This is a genomic window from Thioalkalivibrio sp. ALE11, from assembly GCF_000381205.1.
Taxonomy (GTDB): domain Bacteria; phylum Pseudomonadota; class Gammaproteobacteria; order Ectothiorhodospirales; family Ectothiorhodospiraceae; genus Thioalkalivibrio.
Window position 1 is genome coordinate 68,101 of the sequence record NZ_KB906173.1, and the last position, 20,493, is coordinate 88,593.

19 protein-coding genes are annotated in these 20,493 nt (G+C 67.5%); 16 read left to right on the top strand and 3 right to left on the bottom strand.

Annotated features, from left to right (window positions below):
* The first annotated feature begins 9 nt into the window (after nt 1-9).
* Complete coding sequence (locus F620_RS0110805) at nt 10-1,668, top strand: Na/Pi cotransporter family protein (RefSeq protein ID WP_019570570.1); 1,659 nt, start codon at nt 10-12, stop codon at nt 1,666-1,668.
* A gap of 23 nt (nt 1,669-1,691) precedes the next feature.
* On the top strand, nt 1,692-2,801 hold the full coding sequence (locus F620_RS0110810) for an RNA ligase (protein WP_019570571.1): 1,110 nt from the start codon (nt 1,692-1,694) through the stop codon (nt 2,799-2,801).
* Nucleotide 2,802: 1 nt separating this feature from the next.
* Here the strand turns inward: F620_RS0110810 and F620_RS0110815 are convergent, their stop codons facing one another.
* A complete protein-coding gene (locus F620_RS0110815; RefSeq protein WP_019570572.1) occupies nt 2,803-3,279 on the bottom strand; it encodes a YbhB/YbcL family Raf kinase inhibitor-like protein in 477 nt (158 codons plus the stop codon).
* Between the two features lie 137 nt (nt 3,280-3,416).
* Between F620_RS0110815 and F620_RS0110820 the strand changes: the two genes are divergently transcribed.
* The 4 genes from F620_RS0110820 (at nt 3,417) to F620_RS0110835 (ending at nt 7,484) form a co-directional block, all read left to right on the top strand.
* On the top strand, nt 3,417-3,842 hold the full coding sequence (locus F620_RS0110820; protein ID WP_019570573.1) for a hypothetical protein: 426 nt from the start codon (nt 3,417-3,419) through the stop codon (nt 3,840-3,842).
* 88 nt (nt 3,843-3,930) lie between these two features.
* Complete coding sequence (locus tag F620_RS0110825; RefSeq protein WP_019570574.1) at nt 3,931-4,758, top strand: Ran-binding zinc finger domain-containing protein; 828 nt, start codon at nt 3,931-3,933, stop codon at nt 4,756-4,758.
* A complete protein-coding gene (locus F620_RS0110830) occupies nt 4,751-6,520 on the top strand; it encodes a hypothetical protein (RefSeq protein WP_019570575.1) in 1,770 nt (589 codons plus the stop codon). The genes F620_RS0110825 and F620_RS0110830 overlap by 8 nt, the downstream gene beginning before the upstream one ends.
* Nucleotides 6,521-6,554: 34 nt before the next feature.
* Nucleotides 6,555-7,484 carry a patatin-like phospholipase family protein gene (locus F620_RS0110835; RefSeq protein WP_019570576.1) on the top strand — a complete coding sequence of 310 codons (930 nt, stop codon included), beginning with the start codon at nt 6,555-6,557 and terminating at the stop codon, nt 7,482-7,484.
* A gap of 17 nt (nt 7,485-7,501) precedes the next feature.
* On the opposite strand, the gene dcd is transcribed toward F620_RS0110835, so the two are convergent.
* Both dcd and apbC read right to left on the bottom strand, forming a co-directional pair.
* Nucleotides 7,502-8,068, bottom strand: coding sequence for a dCTP deaminase (gene dcd / locus F620_RS0110840; protein WP_018871181.1), 567 nt, complete (start codon nt 8,066-8,068; stop codon nt 7,502-7,504).
* 19 nt (nt 8,069-8,087) lie between these two features.
* Nucleotides 8,088-9,179: an iron-sulfur cluster carrier protein ApbC gene (apbC, locus tag F620_RS0110845; RefSeq protein ID WP_018871180.1), complete on the bottom strand. Its 1,092-nt coding sequence runs from the start codon at nt 9,177-9,179 to the stop codon at nt 8,088-8,090.
* Between the two features lie 530 nt (nt 9,180-9,709).
* Between apbC and F620_RS0110850 the strand changes: the two genes are divergently transcribed.
* From F620_RS0110850 to F620_RS0110895, 10 genes are all read left to right on the top strand, one after another.
* Nucleotides 9,710-11,050, top strand: a complete 1,341-nt coding sequence (locus F620_RS0110850) for a hypothetical protein (protein ID WP_019570577.1) — start codon at nt 9,710-9,712, stop codon at nt 11,048-11,050.
* Between the two features lie 402 nt (nt 11,051-11,452).
* Nucleotides 11,453-13,516 carry a methionine--tRNA ligase gene (gene metG / locus F620_RS0110855; protein ID WP_019570578.1) on the top strand — a complete coding sequence of 688 codons (2,064 nt, stop codon included), beginning with the start codon at nt 11,453-11,455 and terminating at the stop codon, nt 13,514-13,516.
* Nucleotides 13,517-13,595: 79 nt separating this feature from the next.
* Nucleotides 13,596-14,219 carry a methylthioribulose 1-phosphate dehydratase gene (gene mtnB, locus F620_RS0110860; protein WP_019570579.1) on the top strand — a complete coding sequence of 208 codons (624 nt, stop codon included), beginning with the start codon at nt 13,596-13,598 and terminating at the stop codon, nt 14,217-14,219.
* Nucleotides 14,216-14,926, top strand: coding sequence for a hypothetical protein (locus F620_RS0110865; RefSeq protein WP_019570580.1), 711 nt, complete (start codon nt 14,216-14,218; stop codon nt 14,924-14,926). The genes mtnB and F620_RS0110865 overlap by 4 nt, the downstream gene beginning before the upstream one ends.
* A 104-nt stretch (nt 14,927-15,030) precedes the next feature.
* Nucleotides 15,031-15,609 (top strand): electron transport complex subunit RsxA, encoded by a 579-nt coding sequence (rsxA, locus tag F620_RS0110870; protein WP_018871175.1) that lies wholly within the window; start codon nt 15,031-15,033, stop codon nt 15,607-15,609.
* Nucleotide 15,610: 1 nt separating this feature from the next.
* Entirely contained in the window at nt 15,611-16,183 is a 573-nt protein-coding gene (gene rsxB / locus F620_RS0110875; protein ID WP_018946216.1) for an electron transport complex subunit RsxB, read from the top strand.
* Nucleotides 16,184-16,193: 10 nt separating this feature from the next.
* Complete coding sequence (gene rsxC / locus F620_RS0110880; RefSeq protein WP_019570581.1) at nt 16,194-17,912, top strand: electron transport complex subunit RsxC; 1,719 nt, start codon at nt 16,194-16,196, stop codon at nt 17,910-17,912.
* On the top strand, nt 17,912-18,973 hold the full coding sequence (gene rsxD / locus F620_RS0110885) for an electron transport complex subunit RsxD (RefSeq protein WP_019570582.1): 1,062 nt from the start codon (nt 17,912-17,914) through the stop codon (nt 18,971-18,973). Before rsxC ends, rsxD begins: the two co-directional genes overlap by 1 nt.
* Nucleotides 18,970-19,656 carry an electron transport complex subunit RsxG gene (rsxG, locus tag F620_RS0110890; RefSeq protein WP_019570583.1) on the top strand — a complete coding sequence of 229 codons (687 nt, stop codon included), beginning with the start codon at nt 18,970-18,972 and terminating at the stop codon, nt 19,654-19,656. Before rsxD ends, rsxG begins: the two co-directional genes overlap by 4 nt.
* Complete coding sequence (locus tag F620_RS0110895) at nt 19,653-20,342, top strand: electron transport complex subunit E (protein ID WP_019570584.1); 690 nt, start codon at nt 19,653-19,655, stop codon at nt 20,340-20,342. The genes rsxG and F620_RS0110895 overlap by 4 nt, the downstream gene beginning before the upstream one ends.
* Nucleotides 20,343-20,493: the final 151 nt, after the last annotated feature.

The window sequence follows — 20,493 nt, forward strand, 5'->3', positions numbered from 1 at the left end:
GGTACGACCATGACCGGGGCTCCCGACACCGGCGCCCTGGCGCTGATCGCCGGCTTCCTCGGCGGTCTGGGGCTGTTCCTGCTCGGCATGCACCTGCTCACCGACGGGCTGCGGACCGCCGGTGGCAAGGCCCTGCGCCAGATCCTGGGAAGCTGGACACGCACCCGCACGCGGGCACTGGCGACCGGCGCAGGAGTCACCGCGCTGGTGCAATCCTCCAGCGCGGTAACCCTGGCCATCATCGGTTTCGCCAATGCCGGTCTGCTGACCCTCGGTCAGTCGATCTGGGTGATCTTCGGATCCAACGTCGGCACCACGGTCACCGGCTGGCTGGTCTCCATCATCGGGCTGGAGATCCGCATCGAAGCCTTTGCCCTCCCGGCCATCGGGCTCGGGGCGCTCGTGTTCATCATCATGCGCGGACCCAGACTGCGCTACCTGGGCCTCGCGCTGGCCGGATTCGGCCTGTTGTTCCTGGGCATCGACGTATTGCGCGCCACCTTCGTGGACCTGGGCGAGACGGTGGATCTGGGTGCTCTCGCACGCCCCGGATTCGCCGGCCTGGTCATCATGGTCAGTATCGGCATGCTGCTGACGCTAGCCATGCAGAGTTCGTCGGCTTCCATGGCCATGGCCCTGACCGCGGCCATGAGTGGCGCCATCCCTCTGGAAGCCGCGGCCGCTGCGGTCATCGGTTCGAACCTCGGGACCACCATCAAGGCGGTGCTCGTCGTGATCGGGGCCACCGCCAATGCCAAGCGCGTGGCCGCCGCCCATGTCATCTTCAACGCCCTGACGGCTGTCGTCGCCCTGTTGATGCTTCCCTGGTTCCTGGCCGGCATCGAATGGATCTGGGGCGGCCCCGAGACGGCCCCCGCACCCGCCATGCTGCTGGCCCTTTTCCATACCGCCTTCAATGTCCTTGGCGTGATTCTGATGATCCCCCTCGCCACCCCCATGATCCGGCGGCTGCAGCATCACTTCGGGGGGGCCGACCTCGACCTGGCCCGGCCGCGCTACCTGGACGACAGTAGTGCAGGCGTACCGGAGCTGGCCCTGCAATCGCTCGTCATGGAAGTCGATCGGGCCGGAGATCTGGCCCATCGGATGGCCCGCGATGCTCTGGCCGAAACGCCTCCGGGCGAAGAAGGATTTCGCCAGCGACTGGATGTAGTGGAAAGACTGGTCGAAGCCATTGGCGAGTTTGCGAACCAGGCCGGGCGCGTGCCGATGGCCGATCCGGCCGCCGAAGGCATCGCCGAGGCCGTCCGGGTCGCACGCTACCACCAGGATACCGCCGCGCGCTCGGCCGAGATTGCGGAACTGCGCCGCAAGGCGGAGGATGACACTACGCCACGGATGACATCACAGCGCCGCGCCTGGCAGGCCCGCGTCATCCGGGCCCTCGACTGCGCACGCCTGGAACGCGAAGAAGACCAGCCCGACACCACCACGGGCAACATGCAGGATGCCCTGGAAGAGGTCGAGTCCGCCTACCAGGAACTGAAATCCGCGCTCCTGCGCGAAGGCACGTTCGGTGCCCTGTCACTCGCCGAAATGGACCGCCAGCTAAGGATCATCAGCCTGGCCCGGCGTCTGGCGAGCCAGGCCGCCAAGGCCCATGAGCGGGGCATCGCACTCCACGGACTGGCCGGCAATCACCACTGAAACCCGCGACGGTACACTGAAGCATGGACCCGGAAACCCTCAGTGACGCCCTGGAACAGGGCCGCGCCCGCGAGCAGCAGTTCGCGGACCTGACCTCCCACCGCCTGCTGGAGAGCGTGGATGGCTTTCCGCGCGGCAGCGTGGTGCTGCCCGACGGGCGCGTGCTGCCCGGCTACCCGTCCATCGCCCGCATCCAGTCGCTGGCCGCCGGCCTGCCGCGCCAGTTCGACGGCCCGTTCCGGGCCGAGGAGAAGATCGACGGCTTCAACGTGCGCATCCTGCGCGAGGGCGACGCGATCTACGCGTTCTCGCGCGGCGGATTCGTGTGCCCGTTCGCCACCGACCGGGTGCCGGATTTCGTCGACCCGCAGGTGTTCGAGGAGGACCCGGAGCTGATCCTGTGCGCCGAGATCGCCGGCCCCGACACCCCGTACATGGAGGGCACCAGTGCTCAGGTGGAACACGACATCCAGCTGTTCGTGTTCGACATGATGCGCCGCGATCACGCGGGCTTTCTGCCGCATGCCGACAAGCAGCGCCGGATCGAGCGCCATGGTCTGCCGCAGCCGGCGCAGCACGGCGTGTTCCACCCCGACGAGCTCGAGGCCCTGCGCCACCGGATCCTGGAACTGGACGCGCGCGGCGTGGAGGGGCTGGTGCTCAAGGCCGAGGACAACGGCGTGCGCGCCAAGTACGTGACCGGCCGTTCCTGCATCAACGACATCCGTGTCTGCAGCGGGCAGCTGCTGGACCTGCCCGCGGAATACTTCACCCACCGACTGATGCGGCTTGCGGTCTTCCTGACCGAGCACGGACACACCGGCGACCCGGAGATCGAGCGCGCCCTCGGGCGCGCCTTCCTCGAAGGCATGGACGACGCGGTCGCCTCCAGCAAGCAGACCGGCCATGTCGGCCAGCACTATCGCTGCCGCTTTCGCGAGCGCGCCAACGCCCTGCGGTTCATCGAGCACATGCGCACCACCGGCGGACGCCACGTGCGCGTCGACCCCGCCAGCCCGCAGCCCGACACGGGCGAGCGGGAAGGCTACTGGCGCGTGGATCTGGAGCGTCGTTTCGACCGCATGACCGGCACCCTGGCCTCGGCCCTGCGCGGCGACTCGCAGTTCGACTGAATCAGTCGCGGGTGTAGGTGCCCACCAGCCGGTTCATGCCGATCACGTGCGGTTCGGCACGCTCCAGGAACTGTTCCAGGGTCAGCCCCGGCGGAGCCTGGAGATCGGCATCCAGCGCCAGCACCCAGAAGAAGTAGTGGTGCACGCCGTGCCCGCCGGGCGGCATGGGGCCGCCGTAACCGCTGCGGTCGAAATCGGTGTGCCCGGCGGTCCCCAGCGAGGTGCCGGCCTCCAGGTTGGTGACGTCGGGTGGCAGGTTGTACAGCACCCAGTGAACGAAACCGTAGGCGCCGGGCTTGACCAGCGGGGCATCGGGATCGTGACAGATGATCGCGAACCCGCGGGTGCCCTCGGGGGCCCCGCTCCAGGCCAGCGGCGGGGACACATCCTCGCCCTCGCCGGTGTAGCGCGCCGGGATCTTCCCGCGCGACTCGAATTCCGGGCTGATGAGCTGCATGTCGGACAGGGCAAAACCCATAAGGACCTCCTGGAACGTTGGTGTGGCCTGTAGCCATTTCACCGTAGCGACCCTGCCGGCCGGATGCCAGGGGGTGGCTCGGGCGAAACCTGTGCCTATTTGCAGCACCGGCCGGGCTGTTTGATCATGCCGGCGTGATGATCCGCTGGCTGCGCAATCCGTTCCGTCGCAGGAATCCGCTGGACACCGCCGCGCGCGCGGTGGACCGGGGGCGCGCCGGCGTGGAAACCGTGCTGGGCCTGCCGCACCGCCTGGCGGTGCCGCTGCTGCAGCGCCATTTCGGCGATGCTGCGGTGCCCTCCAGCGAGGGCTTTCGCGAACACGGCCGCGACGGTTCCTGGACGCTTCCCGCGCCCGCCCCGGAGTTCTCCGTGCGGCTGGATGCCGACTCCGAGGGACGCCTGATCCACGGCCGCATCACCGGTTCCGGCCCTTACGCCGGACTGGTGGTCTTCAGCGACTGGAGCCCGGACCACCCGGCCGCGGTCTGGCAGATCCGCATCGAGGAACCGGCCGGAGAACAGGCCACTGCGCTGCAGGATTACCTGCTTAAGGGGTCCTGAACGAGATTTGCGTCACATAATCTGGCGTGCAATAGTTCAACCTGCCTGTTCTTCTGGTATTTACCCGACCGCATTCTACGGACAGATCATGCCAGACACCCGGACCAACGTCCGCTTTGCCGGGCTCAACGACCGCGTCGACCGCGAACCGGCACTGCGTACCCTCGAACGGGCCCTGTCGATTCACACGGACCCGTCGTCCCACGGCGGGCCACCTCGGGCGCGCGCCGAGGAAATCCTGTGTGATCCCGGCGCACACATCGCGTCCTTTGCCGACCCGGCAGAGGCAAGACACCTGGTCCAGCGACTGGAACGCAACGGCATCCACTGCGATATGGCCACCGCGGAAGACAACGCGGACGGCGAGGACGAAGCCACGCCGTTGTTCGGTAGCGACGCCGGCTTCCGGGAGATGCGCCAGTGTCCGCACTGCGGCGAACGCCAGGAAGCCGAGCGACAGACCTGCGTCGCCTGCGGGCACGCGATGGACGATACCCGACCCCGGCCGGCACCACGCCGGCGCGCACCCGCCGCGGAATCACCCGCAGTACCAGCCGGAAGACCCGACGCCGACACGACGCACGAAGGGCCCGGCTACCACACGCGGCCTGTCTTGCCAGGACGAGTTTCACTGGTCTTGCTGACCGTCGCCCTGGTCGGCGGAGGCTACAGCCTCTGGGGCCCGGAACTCGCTCCCCCGGACGAAGACCCCGAGACCCCCTCATCCATCATTTCTCCGGAGTTGGCGGAGTCGGAGTCGGCCGGACCGACCTATGACCCGGAAGCCGGGGTGAACCCCTACGCCGAGCGCCTCGAGGAACTCGGGGTCGATACCGAGCAGATGCAGGATGCCGTTGGAGCAAGCGACGCCGTCCCGCAGCTGGACCGAACCATGGAGGTGGAAGAGCATGAGTGAAGCCCTCGCGGAACAGCAGAAAACCGATGACCGGCAGCGCGTATTCGCCGCGGACCGGCTGGAACTGCCCGAGGGCATCATCCGCGAGCTGATGGAGCTGGATCCCATCGCGGATCCGGACTGGAAGAAACGCCTGGAGGCCAACCTTCGTCAGCTCGGTGAAAACGAGCGAAAATACGCGTTTCATCAATACCTGGAACCCAAGGGGATCCGCTACAACGCCAAACTGAAACAGCTGGAGTACGAACCGCCTCTGACCTTCGAGCAGGCCTTCCACAATACCTCCAGCCCGGAACTGCGGGATATCGGTGCCCGCCTGAAACAGGCTCAGGAGGATATCGACAGCGCCGAGACGCCCGAGGCCTTCGCCGACCACCTGGAAGGTTCGCTGTCCCTGCTGGACGAATTCGATACCGGCGACGACCTGGCCCTGCAGAAACAGAAAAAGGCCCTGCGCGACGCCTACCTGTTCCGGTTGGTCGAGCTGACGCGCCGGGCATCGTTCACCGTGGGCCGCAACTATCGCGGGATCAGTGCCGCCAATGTGAAGCGTTACACCATCGAGGTATTCCTGAAACACCAGCTGCTCGGCTACCGGTTCCGGACTCTGCCGGTCACCACACTGGAGGAGAACGCGCACCCCTTCATCCGGGATGTCGTCGCCCCGGAGGCACGTACGCGTCAGTGCGACATCGTACGGACGGCCACCACTATCTACCTGATCGCTCCCACGGAGGGCGACCATCTCAACCCGTTCTCGGTACGCCGCTTCCTGCGCGAGGAGGTCACGGGCGACCGCTTCGTTTACTTCAACGCGGCGGTCATACCGGCGAAGACCGAGAGTCTGGACCAGGAAAATGTCCAGAAGATCGTGCAATTCACCCTGACCCGGATGGTCACGCTGCAACGCAAGCTGAGCGGCAACATCGTCGCGGCGGTGGAGGAGTTGTGGAAGGCCCAGCACGACTATCTGGCCCCGATGCTGCGCGAACCCATCGACCCGGGCACCTCGTCACTGGACCACGCCATCACGCGGCGGGTGATGCACTTCGAGAAGGCGGTAGAAAACGAGATTCTCCGGGAGATGGACCGACTGCTTCGCGAGGAGGCCAGCACGCCGGACGATTTCGACTACCTGTACATGAGCCTGCGGCGCCTGCTGATCGAACTTGCGGGCGAGGTCCGGGACTTCGGCATGGATTCGGCGGCCCGCTGGAGCCGCAAGACCGACGAGCTGGATCTCCGCGTGATCTCCATGCTGCGCCTGCTGGAGAAAATGCGCACGCATATTTTTTCGGTCGATGCCGGTGCCGACGACGCGGAGGGACGCAAGGAGCTGGAGGAATTCCAGAGCGAGTTGAACAAACTTCTCAAACATGCCGAAGACCAGGAACTGGCCCTGCGCGAACGTCTGCAGGAGGCCCAGGCCCGGGAAGAACGTTCGCGCCGCTTCTATCAGCACTGGCTGGAGACCATGCTACGGGGCTTTCGCAAGCCGGAAACCGCCGAAGAAGTTCAGGAGCGAATCCGCAAGAACCGTTTTGACTGCTATATCGAGGCGATCCGTCTGCAGAAGCGCAACCGGCGCTACTCCGTCTACCTCGAGTTCGAGGAACTGACCCCCATCAAGGAGGGCGTCCGGCACTACGCCATCCCCCGCGGACGTCAGGGAGTGAGCCAGCTACCAGCGATCCTGCGCATGTCCGAAGACATGGAGACGTTCAGCATAACCGCAGTCAAGAACGCCCTGACCCTTGGCTAGTTCCCACAGGACCGCCCCCAGAACGGTATCGCTCGTGCTCGGCAGCGGCGGCGCTCGCGGTCTCGCCGAGATCGGGGTCATCCGCTGGCTGGAAGACCATGCGAACTACGAGATCCGGACGATTGCCGGCTCCTCCATGGGGGCAGTGGTCGGCGGCATCTATGCCGCCGGACAGCTGGACACCTACGAGGAATGGGTGTGCACCCTGCGGCGTCAGGACGTCTGGCGACTGCTGGATTTCTCGTTCTCCGGAGCCGGTCTGTTCCGCGGTGAACGCCTGGTCGAAAAGCTCCGCGAGATGCTGGGCGATACCGACATCCGCAATCTGCCCATCCGCTTTACCGCGGTGGCCACGGACATCGAACGCGAGCGCGAGGTGTGGCTCAACGAGGGCGCGCTGTTCGACGCGATTCGCGCGTCCATCGCCATACCCACGGTGTTCACCCCGGTGCGCCTAAACGGGCGGCTGCTGGTGGACGGCGGCCTGCTCAACCCGGTCCCCATCGCCCCGACCCTTTACGACGACAGCGACGTCACCATCGCGGTCAGCCTCAACGGACGGGTGGACGAGCGTCTGGGTCCGAAACGCAGCTCGCCCGGGGACCATCAGGGGGATTCCGCCGCCACTCGCCTGCGCGATGGCCTGCGCAGCGCGCGCGACGTGCTGCCCGACCGCATTGGCTCCTGGCTGCAGGACTGGCAGGGGCGACTGGGACTCGGCGAGACCGACTCGCGTCTGACCGAGGAGCAAGAGGCGCGGGCGCTGGGCCTGATCGACATGGTCTCGCATTCCATCGAGGCCATGCAGGGCAGCATCGCGCGTTTCCGCGTGGCCGCCTACAACCCCGAGCACCTGATCGAGGTACCCGTGAACGCCTGCGGGGTGTTCGACTTCCACCGCGCACGGGAGATGATCGATCTGGGATACGAGCTGGCCGAGCGCCGTTTCGCGCTGCAGCGGTAAGAAAACCCCGGCCGGTCTCAGGTGCGCGGCAGCGTGACCCCGCGCTGGCCCTGGTACTTGCCTCCGCGGTCCTTGTACGAGGTTTCGCACTCCTCGTCCGACTGCAGGAACAGCATCTGCGCCACGCCTTCATTGGCATACACCTTGGCCGGCAGCGGCGTGGTGTTGGAGAACTCCAGCGTCACGTGGCCTTCCCACTCGGGTTCCAGCGGGGTCACGTTGACGATGATGCCGCAGCGGGCGTAGGTCGACTTGCCCAGGCAGATGGTCAGCACGTCGCGCGGGATGCGGAAGTACTCCACCGTGTGCGCGAGCGCGAAGGAATTGGGCGGGATGATGCAGACGTCGGCATGCACGTCGACGAAGCTGCCCTCGTCGAAGCCCTTGGGATCGACGATGCTCGAGTTGATGTTGGTGAAGATCTTGAAGTGATCCGAACAACGCACGTCGTAGCCGTAGCTGGACGTACCGTAGGAGACGATGCGCTCGTCGTCGCGATAACGGATCTGGCCGGGCTCGAAGGGATCGATCATCCCCTCGGCCTCGGCCATGCGACGGATCCAGCGGTCGGACTTGATGGTCATCCCTGATCGCCCGCCGTCATCAGTTGTTCTGGATGACGATGTTGGGGAACTTGCTGCTGTAGTCCCGCGCCTGTTCCGCCAGCCGGGCGCCGGTGCGCCGCGCGATCTCGCGGTAGATCTCGGTGATGCGACCATCGGGGTCGGCGATCACGGTCGGTTCGCCGCCATCGGCCTGCTCGCGGATGCGGATGTCCAGCGGCAGCGCGCCCAGCAGGTCCACGCCGTATTCCTCCGACATGTTCTCCGCGCCGCCCTGGCCGAAGATGTACTCCTCGTTACCGCATTTCGAACAGATGTGGATGCTCATGTTCTCGATGATCCCGAGCACCGGCACCTCGACCTTCTCGAACATTTGCAGGCCCTTGCGCGCGTCCAGCAGGGCGATGTCCTGCGGCGTGGTCACGATCACCGAGCCGGAGACCGGGATCTTCTGCGACAGCGTCAGCTGAATGTCGCCGGTGCCCGGCGGCAGGTCGATGACCAGGTAGTCCAGGTCCTTCCAGTTGGTCTCGTTGATCAGCTGTTCCAGCGCCTGGGTCACCATCGGCCCGCGCCAGATCATCGGCGTGTCCTCGTCGATCAGGAAGCCGATGGACATCGCCTGCACGCCGTGGCGCTCCAGCGGTTCCATGTGCTTGCCGTCCTTCGACTCCGGCTTGTCCTTGATCCCCAGCATGCGCGGCTGGGAGGGGCCATAAATGTCGGCGTCGAGGATGCCGACACGCGCACCCTCGGCCGCCATGCCCAGGGCCAGGTTGACCGCGGTGGTGGACTTGCCCACCCCGCCCTTGCCCGAGGCCACGGCGATGATGTTCTTGATCCCGGACATCGGCTTGAGGCTCTTCTGCACCGCGTGGGTCAGGACCTTGCAGCCGACATTCACCTCGACCGCCGCGTCCCCGGCGACGCCGCGCACCGCCTGCTCCACCGCGGCTTGCAGTTCGTCGTGGTAGCCGGAAGCGGCATAACCCAGCTCGATGTCCACCGCGACCCGCGAGCCGTCGATGCGGATATCCTTCACCTGGTTGGCGGACACCAGGTCGGTTTCGAGGTACTTGTCCTGCACCTGCTTCAGGGCGGATTCGATCTGCTCGCGCGAGAGTTCAGCCATGGTTGCCCGGTTTCCGTTGATTGGGAGTGTGATCGCGCGATTTTACTGCCCGCAGACCGGGACGCCAATGACTGCACGCCACGGCCGACTTTCGGCGTCCCCGGATCCGGGCCGAGAGGAGGCCTGTCAAGGCCCCAGCCCGACAGATTGTCCGATTTGTGCACATCCGCGGCGATCGGCCACCCCGGCGGGACAGGATAGCGAAAACAGCCGGAAAGACACTCGACAAAACTTTTTCAAGTCCCTGTTTATGAATCGTTTTTAAAAAGTTGGTCGTTTTTTGACCAATCTGAGGCAAAGCCCCGTCTGACAAGGCTTGCGGACAAATGCCACGGGTTTTCCCACAGAGTTATCCACAGGTTCTGTGGACAGTCACGGGGCTTGACACCCGTCACCCGATAGCTCCGGCAATGTGACCCGGCCGACAGAACCCGCCCGCCGTGCATGCCGCGCCGTGCATCGCCCGGTCGAAACCCGTAATGTGAAGACTTGCGCGACGCGTATCCAGCGGGAAGGGTCCGGACAAAATCATGCTCAAGGAAGTGGCGATCGGCGGTGCGGTCCTGGTGGTCGCGGGACTGGGGTATCACCAGTACGAAATCGGTCAGATCGAGCGCAGCCTCGACGAGTTCGCGGCGGAACTGCGCCCGCTGGGCGAGCTGGACTATTCCGGGGTGCGCATCGGCCTGAACGGCCACCTGCACGTCGACGGCGTGCGCTTCGACCCGCACGCCCTCCCCGGGCGGCTGCGGGCCGAGCGCATCAGCGTCGAGGCGGACGGCATCCCGGAGCTTCTGCGCCTGCGCCGCACCCTGGAGCGCGACCGCCTGCCGCGAGCCCTCGGCGCCTCCGTGCACCAGCTGCGGGTCCCCGCGACATGGTCGCGCGCCAACGCGGATGCCCCCCTGGCCCGTTTTTTCACCCGCCTGGACACCGCCGGCTGCAGTGCCCTGGCGGACGCCGGGCCCGGGCAGGTGCTTGACCGTCTTGGCATGGCGCGGGCGCCCGTGGACCTCGCGCTGTCCTATCGCATTGAAGGCAGTGGCGAGCGGCTGGAGCTGCGCGGCGCATACCAGGCCGGCGCCCTCGGCGGCTTCCACGGCCGGGTGGAGTTCGAGCCCCGCGCCGGTTCGCGCGACCTGGAACGCTTCGTCCCGGCGCTGCTGGAAGCGCCCATGCGCGAGTTCGGCCTCGAATATCGCGATGCGGGCTATTACGCCTCCCTGCAGGACTTCTGCCTCCGCGAAGCCGGCCTGGAGGCGGAGTCCTGGCGCGAACATCACATGGGCGAATGGCTGCAGACATGGGCCGATGCCGGATTGCAGCCGGGGCCGGCCCTGACGCGCGGCTATCGCGAATTCGTCGCGCAGCCGGACTCGATCGAGCTGCAGGCGGGTCGCGTGCGCGCTCCGCTGCGGCGGGCACGCGGTCTGGATTCGCCGATAGAACTCCTCGACCGCGTGGATCTGCGCCTCGCGATCAACGGCGAGCGCATCGGGCCCGTGGTCCTGCACACCGGGGATTTCGTCGGCCTGCCCGACGCGACGGAGCCGGACACGGGGGGCGACTCTCCGGACATGGAGGCAGCGCGCGACCGCGAGCCCGAGCGCGCCACCGCATCCGCACCCGATTCCGGGACTGAAACCGCGCTCGCACCGGGCGCCCCGACGGGCGGAACCCTCGCCTGGGAAGCCCTGCCGGGGCATGTCGACCGATACGCCATCGTGATTACCGAACGCGGGCACCGTCGCCCGGGCCGACTGCTGGAGGCGGGCGACGATCACCTGCGCCTGCGCCAGCGACTGCATGGCGGGTTCATCGTGATTCGGCTGCAGCGTGACGAAATCCGCGAGGTCCGTGCCGCCCGCTGACACACTGTATCCTGCGCGGTTTTGCACAGACCGGCACGCCCCGGGCAGAGTCGGCAGCCGGGCACGCATCACGGCCGGGGACGACACGCGGAAAAATTGCAAGTTTCTGTTTCGAAGGGATTTTATTCAGAGTGGTTGATATTTGCCCAATCTGATGCAAGCCACGCACTGACAAGGGTTTGGCTCGCCTGCCATGGTTTTTCCCACAGAGTTGTCCACAGGTTCTGTGGACAACGGCCGGCTTGACCGGCACCGGGAAATGGATTAACCCGGCCTCCTCGTCCGTTCCGGCGGCTCGACATCCCGCCGGCCACACCGGACAATATCCGTTTCCGGATCACCCGCCGGCCGCACCGCCCGTGGCCGGACACCCGCGACCCGACACCACAGATCCCGAGGCCCATGACCGACACGCCGCGCAAGATCCTCGTCACCAGTGCCCTGCCCTATGCCAACGGGCCGATCCACCTGGGCCATCTCGTGGAGTACATCCAGACCGACATCTGGGTCCGTTTCCAGCGCGCCCGCGGCCACGAGGTGGTGTACGTCTGCGCGGACGATGCCCATGGCACGCCCATCATGCTCAAGGCGCGCGCCGAGGGCATCGAACCCGAGACCCTGATCGAGCGCGTGCGCGAGGAACACGAGGCGGATTTCGCCGGCTTCCACATCGGCTTCGACCACTACCATTCCACGCATTCGGCGGAGAACCGCGAACTGGCCGGCGAGATCTACCGCGCCCTGCGCGACGCCGGGCACATCGAGACCCGCACCATCGACCAGGCCTATGACCCCGAGGCCGGGATGTTCCTGCCGGACCGCTTCGTGAAGGGCCGCTGCCCGAAATGCGGGGCCGAGGAGCAGTACGGCGACTCCTGCGAGGCCTGCGGCGCGACCTACAGCCCGATGGAGCTGCAGGAGCCGGTGTCGGCCATCAGCGGGGTCACCCCCGAGTCGCGCGAGTCGGAACACTTCTTCTTCCGCCTGGCCGACTTCGAAGCCTTCCTGCGCGAATGGACGGGCTCCGGACGCCTGCAGGACGCGATCCGCAACAAGCTGGAGGAATGGTTCGAGGCCGGGCTGAGCGACTGGGACATCTCCCGCGACGAGCCCTACTTCGGCTTCGAGATCCCCGAGGCGCCGGGCAAGTACTTCTACGTGTGGCTGGACGCCCCCATCGGCTACATGGCGAGCTTCCGCGCCTGGGCGCGCGAACACGGCGAGGACTTCGACGCCTGGTGGCGACCGGATTCCGATGCCGAGCTGTACCACTTCATCGGCAAGGACATCGCCTACTTCCATACCCTGTTCTGGCCGGCCATGCTGCACGGCGCGGGCTATCGTACGCCCTCGGCGGTGTTCTGCCACGGCTTCCTGACCGTCAACGGCGCGAAGATGTCCAAGTCGCGCGGGACCTTCATTCGCGCCCGCGACTACCTCGACCATCTGAACCCCGAGGCCCTGCGCTACTACCTCGCCGCCAAGCTGGGCGACGGGGTCGACGACCTCGACCTCAATCTCGACGACTTCATCCAGCGGGTGAACTCCGATCTGGTCGGCAAGGTGGTCAACATCGCCAGCCGCTGCGCCGGCTTCATCACCAAGCGCTTCGACGGCCAGCTGGCCGCCGAACTGCCGCGCCCCGACCTGCACCAGGCATTCGTCGACGAGGGCGAGGCGATCGCCGCGGCCTACGAAAACCGCGAATTCGCCCAGGCCATGCGCCGCATCATGGCGCTGGCCGACCAGGCCAACCAGTACATCGACGAGGCCCGGCCCTGGGTGCTGGCGAAGGAGGCGGGGCGCGAGGCCGAGGTGCAGGCCATCAACACCCAGGGGCTGGACCTGTTCCGCATCCTGATCATCTATCTCGCACCGGTGCTGCCGAAGCTGGCGAACGAAGCGGCGGCCTTCCTGCGCGAGGACGACCTCTCCTGGGCCGGACGCACCCGGGCCTTCACCGGCCGTTCGATCGACCGCTTCAAGCCGTTGATGACCCGTATCGAGGGGAGCACGGTGGAAAGCCTGCTCGAGGCATCGAAGGCGTCGCTGGGCGGCGGCGAGGCCGCGGCAGACGAGGCGGCGAGCGGGGCGGCGGCCGGGGACGCGGAACCGGACCCGGCGGTGGAACCGATCGCCGATACCATCGACTTCGACACCTTCGCACAGGTCGACCTGCGGGTCGCCCGCATCGAGGTCGCGGAACACGTGGAGGGCGCGGACAAGCTGCTGCGCCTGGAACTGAACATTGGCAGCGAACGCCGCCAGGTCTTCGCCGGCATCAAGTCGGCCTATGCCCCGGAAGACCTGGTCGGCCGCCACACCGTGATGGTCGCCAACCTTGCCCCGCGCAAGATGCGCTTCGGCGTCTCCGAGGGGATGGTGCTGGCCGCCGGACCGGGGGGCGACGAGCTGTGGATCCTGAGCCCCGACGAAGGGGCCCGGCCCGGCATGCGGGTCAAGTGATCCGCATGCCGGTGATGCGGGTCATGGATTTGCATCCGGTGCTCGCGTAAGCTGCCCGCCTTTTGCCAACAAGGGACGCATGGAAAACAGTCTCGAATTCAAGGCCCAGGTGAGCCTGCTCGCCGATGCCGGTTCCCGTCTCGCGGCCCGCGGCTGGCTGCCGGCCCGCGCCGGGCACTTTTCCGCGCGCCTGGACGACCGCCATATCGTGGTCTCCGCTCCCGGGCGTCAGAAGGACATGCTCGACGAGAACGACTTCATCATCGTCGATCTCGACGGCAATCTGCTGTCCCCGGCGGAACGCACGCCGTCGCCGGAGACCTTTCTGCACATCATCATGTACCGCCGCGACAAGGACCTGGGCGCGGTGCTGCATACCCATTCGGCCAATGCCACGGTGCTCTCGCGCCAGCTGCCCGGCGGGCTGCATCTGAGCGACTACGAGGTCCTGCGTGAACTGCCGGTGGTGCAGCACCCCGCCGAAGGCATCGACGTACCGGTGTTCGCCAACGACCCGAACGTGCAGCAGCTGGCCGCGCAGGTCGATGACCGCATGAGCCGTCAGCCGGACCTGGCCGGCTATCTGATCGCCGGGCACGGCCTGTACACCTGGAGCCACACCGTGGAAACCGCGATCCAGCGGGTCGAGGCCTTCGAGTTCATGTTCGAGTGCGAGATCCTCGCGCGCCAGCTGCACCCATGACCCCGGCTCCCCAGGCAATCGTGCTCGCGTTCGAGGGCATGCTGGCCCCGGCGGATGTCCTGGCCGCAACCCTGGAACCGCGTGCCCGCGAGGAGCTGGGCCCGTTCCTGGAACAGCGCGCCGATGACCCGCTGGTGAAACGCACCCTCGCCGATCTGCGGGCCTATGCCGGACGCGAGCTGGACGACGCCGAGCTGCGCGTGCGCATCGACAGCTGGATGCGCGCAGGGCAGGACATCAGCCCGCTGCGCCAGCTGCAGGGCCTGATCTGGACCGAGGTGCTGGAACAGGGCGGCCTGCGGCCCGAACTGGACGCGGATACGGCGGCGGCGCTGACGCGACTGGCACGGGCCAACATCGCGCTGTACAGCTTTGGCGCCACGCCGGTGACCACCCAGCGCGAGTGGCTGCGGCGTGGCCCGGACCGCAACTTCGAGGCCCGCCTGGCGGGTTTCTTCGACACCCGCCTGGGCGGACGCCGCGACGCCGGCAGCTTCGGGCGCCTGGTCGCCGAGACCGGGCTGCAGGCGGACGAGGTTCTGGTGCTGTCGCCGGACCGCCGGCAGCTGGATGCCGCGCGCCAGGGCTGGCTCCGGACCGCTTGCCCGGCGCCGGAGCCCGGCGCCGGCCATGCGGATCCGGAAGGGGAGCCGCACCCTGCCCTGAGCCTGAACGCCCTGGCCGAACGCTGGGGAACCGCCGCCTGACCACCCGGCCATGACCGTGGCCGGGGCAGGGTTGAGGTGCCATCCACGGGGGTCGATACTATGTTGTTGACCCTGTTACTCGGAAATTGCGGGCAGGAACCGACTTGGAATACGTCCTGATCCTCATCAGCACGATCCTGGTGAACAACTTTGTCCTGGTGAAATTCCTGGGGCTGTGTCCGTTCATGGGGGTCTCGCGCAAGGTCGAGACGGCCACCGGCATGGGCCTGGCCACGACCTTCGTGCTGACGCTGTCGGCGGTGGCCTCCTACGTCATCAACGAATTCGTCCTCGCCCCGCTGGACCTGGAATATCTGCGCACCATCGCGTTCATCCTGGTGATCGCGGCCGTGGTCCAGTTCACCGAGCTGGTGGTGCGCAAGACCTCGCCGCTGCTGTACAACGTGCTGGGGATCTTCCTGCCGCTGATCACCACCAACTGCGCGGTGCTGGGCGTGGCCCTGCTGAACGTGCAGGAGGCGCACAACTTCGTCGAATCGGCGTTGTACGGCTTCGGCGCCGCGGTCGGCTTCTCGCTGGTGCTGATCCTGTTCTCGGCGATCCGCGAACGCATCGCGGTCGCCGACGTGCCGGTGGCGTTTCGCGGCAGTGCGATCGCGATGATCACCGCGGGCCTGATGTCGCTGGGCTTCATGGGCTTTTCCGGGCTGGTAACCACCTGACATGGACATCCTGATCGCCATACTCGCCATCACCGCGCTGGCCGCCCTGTTCGGCCTGGTGCTCGGCTATGCCGCGCAGCGCTTCCGCGTGGAGAGCAACCCGGTGGTGGACCAGATCGACGCGCTGCTGCCGCAGACCCAGTGCGGACAGTGCTCCTACCCCGGCTGCCGGCCCTACGCCGAGGCCATCGCCGCCGGCGAGGCCGACATCAACCGCTGCCCGCCCGGCGGGCAGGCCACGGTGGAGGCGCTGGCCGATCTGCTCGACCGCGACCCCAAGGCACTGGAAGAGGAAGAACAGGAAAAGAGCGTCGCGGTGATCGACGAGAACCTGTGCATCGGCTGTACCCTGTGCATCCAGGCCTGCCCGGTGGATGCGATCGTCGGCGCGGCCAAGCAGATGCACACCGTCATCGAGGAAGAATGCACCGGCTGCGAGCTGTGCATCGAACCCTGCCCCGTGGACTGCATCTACATGGTGCCGGTGGAGACCGACATCAGCGAATGGGGCTGGTCGGAACCCGAACCCTCGCCCATCGAACGGCCGCGCGACGCACCGCGGGCCTCCGCCTGATACCGCAACCATGCAGCTGCACCGTTTTCATGGCGGCCTGAAACTGGCCGACAACACGGAAGCAAGCACTGCCGAGCCGGTGCTGACCATGGGCGTGCCCGAACGCCTGACGGTCCCGCTGTGCCAGCACATCGGGGATCCCACCGAGCCCTGCGTTCAGGTCGGCGAACGCGTGACCAAGGGCCAGCGCATCGGTCAGGCCGCCGGCTACATCGCGGCCCATGTGCACGCCCCCACCTCGGGCGTGGTGGAGGACATCGGCGAGTACCCGGTCCCGCACCCTTCGGGCCTGTCCGCCCCCTGCGTGGTGATCCGCGCGGATGGCCGCGACGAATGGGGCGACACCCGCATGGAGCCGTGGCTGGACTGGGACACCCGCGACAGCCGCCGGCTGCGCGAGCGCATCCGCGAGGCGGGCGTGGTGGGCCTGGGCGGGGCGGCGTTCCCCACTGCGGTCAAGCTCAATCCGCGCGCCGGCCAGAACATCCACACCCTGATCGTCAACGGCGCCGAGTGCGAACCCTGGATCAGCGCCGACGACATGCTGATGCGCACCGCGCCCGAGGCGGTCTTCGAGGGCATCCGCATCGTCGCCCACCTGCTGGGCGTGGAGCGCATCCTGTTCGCGGTGGAAGACAGCATGCCGGAGGCCATGCGCGCCCTCACCGAGAATGCGCCGGCGGAACTGGCCGACCGCCTCGAGCTGGTCTCCATTCCCGCCGTCTATCCCACCGGGGGGGAGCGCCAGCTGATCCAGGTCCTGACCGGCCGCGAGGTTCCCAGCGGCGGGCTGCCCGCCGATCTGGGCATGGTCTGCCACAACCCGGGGACCTTCCGCGCGATCTGCGACGCGGTGATCCAGGGCCGGCCGCTGGTCTCGCGGCTGGTCACCGTCACCGGCCCCGGGGTGCACAGGCCGCGCAACGTCAACGCCCTGATCGGCACGCCGTTCGCCGACCTGGTCGCGGCCACCGGCGGCTACGACGCCGAGGTCGACCGCCTGGTGATGGGCGGGCCGATGATGGGTTTCGCGGTGCACGACGACGCCCTGCCGGTGATCAAGGGCACCAACTGCCTGCTGGCCACGCGCCCGCAGGATACCCCCTCCCCTGGCCCGCGCATGCCCTGCATCCGCTGCGGCGAATGCGCGGCGGTGTGCCCCGCCCGGCTGCTGCCGCAGCAGCTGTACTGGCAGGCGAAGGCCAAGGACTTCGACGCCATCCAGGACTACGGCCTGTTCGACTGCATCGAATGCGGCTGCTGCGCGCATGTCTGCCCCAGCAACATCCCGCTGGTGCAGTACTACCGCTACGCCAAGCACGAGATCTGGACCCGCGAGAAGGAACGCCAGAAGTCGGACGTGGCGCGCGAGCGCTACGAGTTCCGTCAGGCCCGGCTGGAGCGCGAGGAGCGCGAAAAGGCCGAGAAACTGGCAAAGAAAAAGGCCGCGGTGAAGAACAAGGAAGGCCAGGACGACGACAAGCAGGCCGCCATCCAGGCCGCGCTGGAACGCTCGCGTGCACGCAAGGCGGCGCGCAAGGGCCAGGCAGACGCCACCGGTTCTTCCGCCGGTTCCACCGGGGAGGCCCCCGAAGCTGGCTCCCCCACCCCCGGCGACACCGGCACGGGAACCGAACCCGCGGAGACCGGCGAGCCCGGCCGCTCCGAAGACACGGGTTCGGCGGACACCACGAACGCCACGGATGACAGTCAGGAGCACGGACGCTGATGCGCTTTCGCACCGAATCCTCACCGCACATCATCCCGCGCCACTCGGTCGGCGGGGTGATGCAGCAGGTCCTGCTGGCCCTGATCCCCGGCACCCTCGCCATGACCTGGTTCTTCGGCTGGGGCGTGCTGATCAACGTCGCCCTGGCGGTGGGCTTCGCGGTGGCGCTGGAGGCGGCCATGGTCGCGCTGCGCCGGCGGCCGGTGGGGCCAACCCTGGCCGACAACTCGGCGATCGTGACCGGCTGGCTGTTCGCCCTGGCCATCCCGCCGCTGGCGCCGTTCTGGGTCACCCTGATCGGCATCGCGTTCGCCATCGTGGTCGCCAAGCACCTGTACGGCGGACTGGGCTACAACCCGTTCAACCCGGCAATGGTCGGCTATGTGGTGGTGCTGGTCTCGTTCCCGCGCGAGATGGCGCTGTGGCCGGCCCCGGAGACCCTGCCGCAGATGCCGCTGGGGCTCTGGCAGAGCCTGCAGACGGTGCTCACCGGCAGCCTGCCGGCCGGCATGGAATGGGATACCATCACGCGCGCCACACCGCTGGACGCCCTGCGCGAGGGACTGGTGTCCGGGCGCACGGTCTCCGAAGTGACCGCCAGCCCGGTATTCGGCAGCTTCACCGAGACCGGCTGGGAATGGATCGGCAATTTCTTCCTGCTGGGCGGGCTGTACCTGCTGTTCCGCCGCGTGATCCGCTGGGAGATCCCGCTGGCGGTGATCCTCGGCGTGGCCATCCCCGCCGGGTTCTTCTGGATCCTGGATCCCGATGCCCATGCCTCGCCGGCGTTCCACGTGTTCAGTGGCGCGGTGATCCTGGGGGCGTTCTTCATCGCCACCGATCCGGTCTCGGCGGCCACCACCAAGCTGGGGCGCATCCTCTACGGCGCCGGCATCGGCCTGCTGATCTACGTGATCCGCACCTGGGGCGGCTACCCCGACGCGGTGGCCTTTGCGGTGCTGCTGATGAACATGGTCGCGCCCACCCTGGATCACTTCACCCGGCCACGCGTCTACGGCCATTCGCGCGGAGGCGGACCACCGCCGGGGGCCGGGCCGTGACCGGGCTCAAGCCGCGCGACATCGCGATCACCACCGCACTGCTGGCCGCCTTCGCCGGGGCCGGCACCGGTCTGGTCGCGCTGGTGCAGAGCGCGACCGAGGCGCGCATCGAGGCCAACCGGATGGAGGTCAACCGCCAGCGGATCGCCGATCTGCTGGGCGAGCTGGACTACGTCAACGAGCCGGTGACCGACACCACGACCCTCAGCCACGACGACCTCGGCGGCACGAACCTGCCGGCCTGGTTCGCGCGGGATGCGGAGGATCGCATCACGGGCGTGGTCCTCTCCGCCGTGGCACCCGACGGCTACAGCGGCGACATCCATCTGCTGGTCGGCATCGACCGCGAGGGCGAACTGCTGGGCGTGCGGGTCTCGGAACACCGCGAGACGCCGGGCCTGGGCGATGCCATCGAGGCCGGACGCTCGGACTGGATCCACGACTTCGAGGGCCGCCGCCTGGGCGATCCGCCGGCCGACGAATGGACGGTGCGCCGCGACGGCGGCGCCTTCGACCAGTTCACCGGCGCCACCATCACCCCGCGCGCGGTGGTGCATGCGGTGCGCCGGTCCCTGGAGTACTTTGAAGCCCATCGCGAGGAACTGCTGGCGACCGAACCCGGCGAGGGAGCGGCCGTGATCGAGCCGCTCACGCCCGACGATGATCAGGAGACAACGCCATGAGCACGCCCGCCGACATCATCCGTGACGGTCTGTGGCACAACAATCCGGGCCTGGTGCAGCTGCTGGGGCTGTGCCCGCTGCTGGCGATCTCCGGCACGGTGGTCAACGCCGTGGGCCTGGGCATCGCCACCACCCTGACCCTGCTGCTCTCCAACGTGATCGTGTCGCTGATCCGCGAGCACGTGCGCTCGGAGATCCGCATCCCGGTCTACGTGCTGATCATTGCCTCCATCGTGACCGCGATCGAACTGGCCATGAACGCCTGGTTCCACGGCCTGTTCCTGATCCTCGGGATCTTCATCCCGCTGATCGTGACCAACTGCGCGATCATCGGCCGCGCCGAGGCCTTCGCCTCGCGCAATTCGGTCCCGCGCGCCGCGCTGGACGGGCTGATGATGGGGCTGGGCTTCACCGGCGTGCTGATCGCGCTGGGTGCGCTGCGCGAGCTGCTGGGTCAGGGCACGCTGTTCGCCGATTTCCACCTGCTGCTGGGCGAATGGGGGCATGCCCTGCGGATCGAGTTCTTCCCCGAGGAACACGGCTTCCTGCTGGCGCTGCTGCCACCCGGGGCCTTCCTCGCCATGGGCCTGCTGATCGCGGTCAAGAACTGGATCGATGCGGCCATGGAGAGCGAGCCCGAACCCGCCGAAGACGCCGCGGCGGAGGCCGGGCCTTCCACCGGCTAGGGCCGGATCGGCTGCGCCGGATCGGCTCCTGCGCCGGATCGGCCAGGGGGCTGGCTTCCTACGGGCCGCACCCTGCCCCCCGGTGGGAGGCCGGCCCTCCGGCCGATTGTGCGTCCGGGCAATCCCCTGCGCCGGGTCGGCTCCTGCGCCG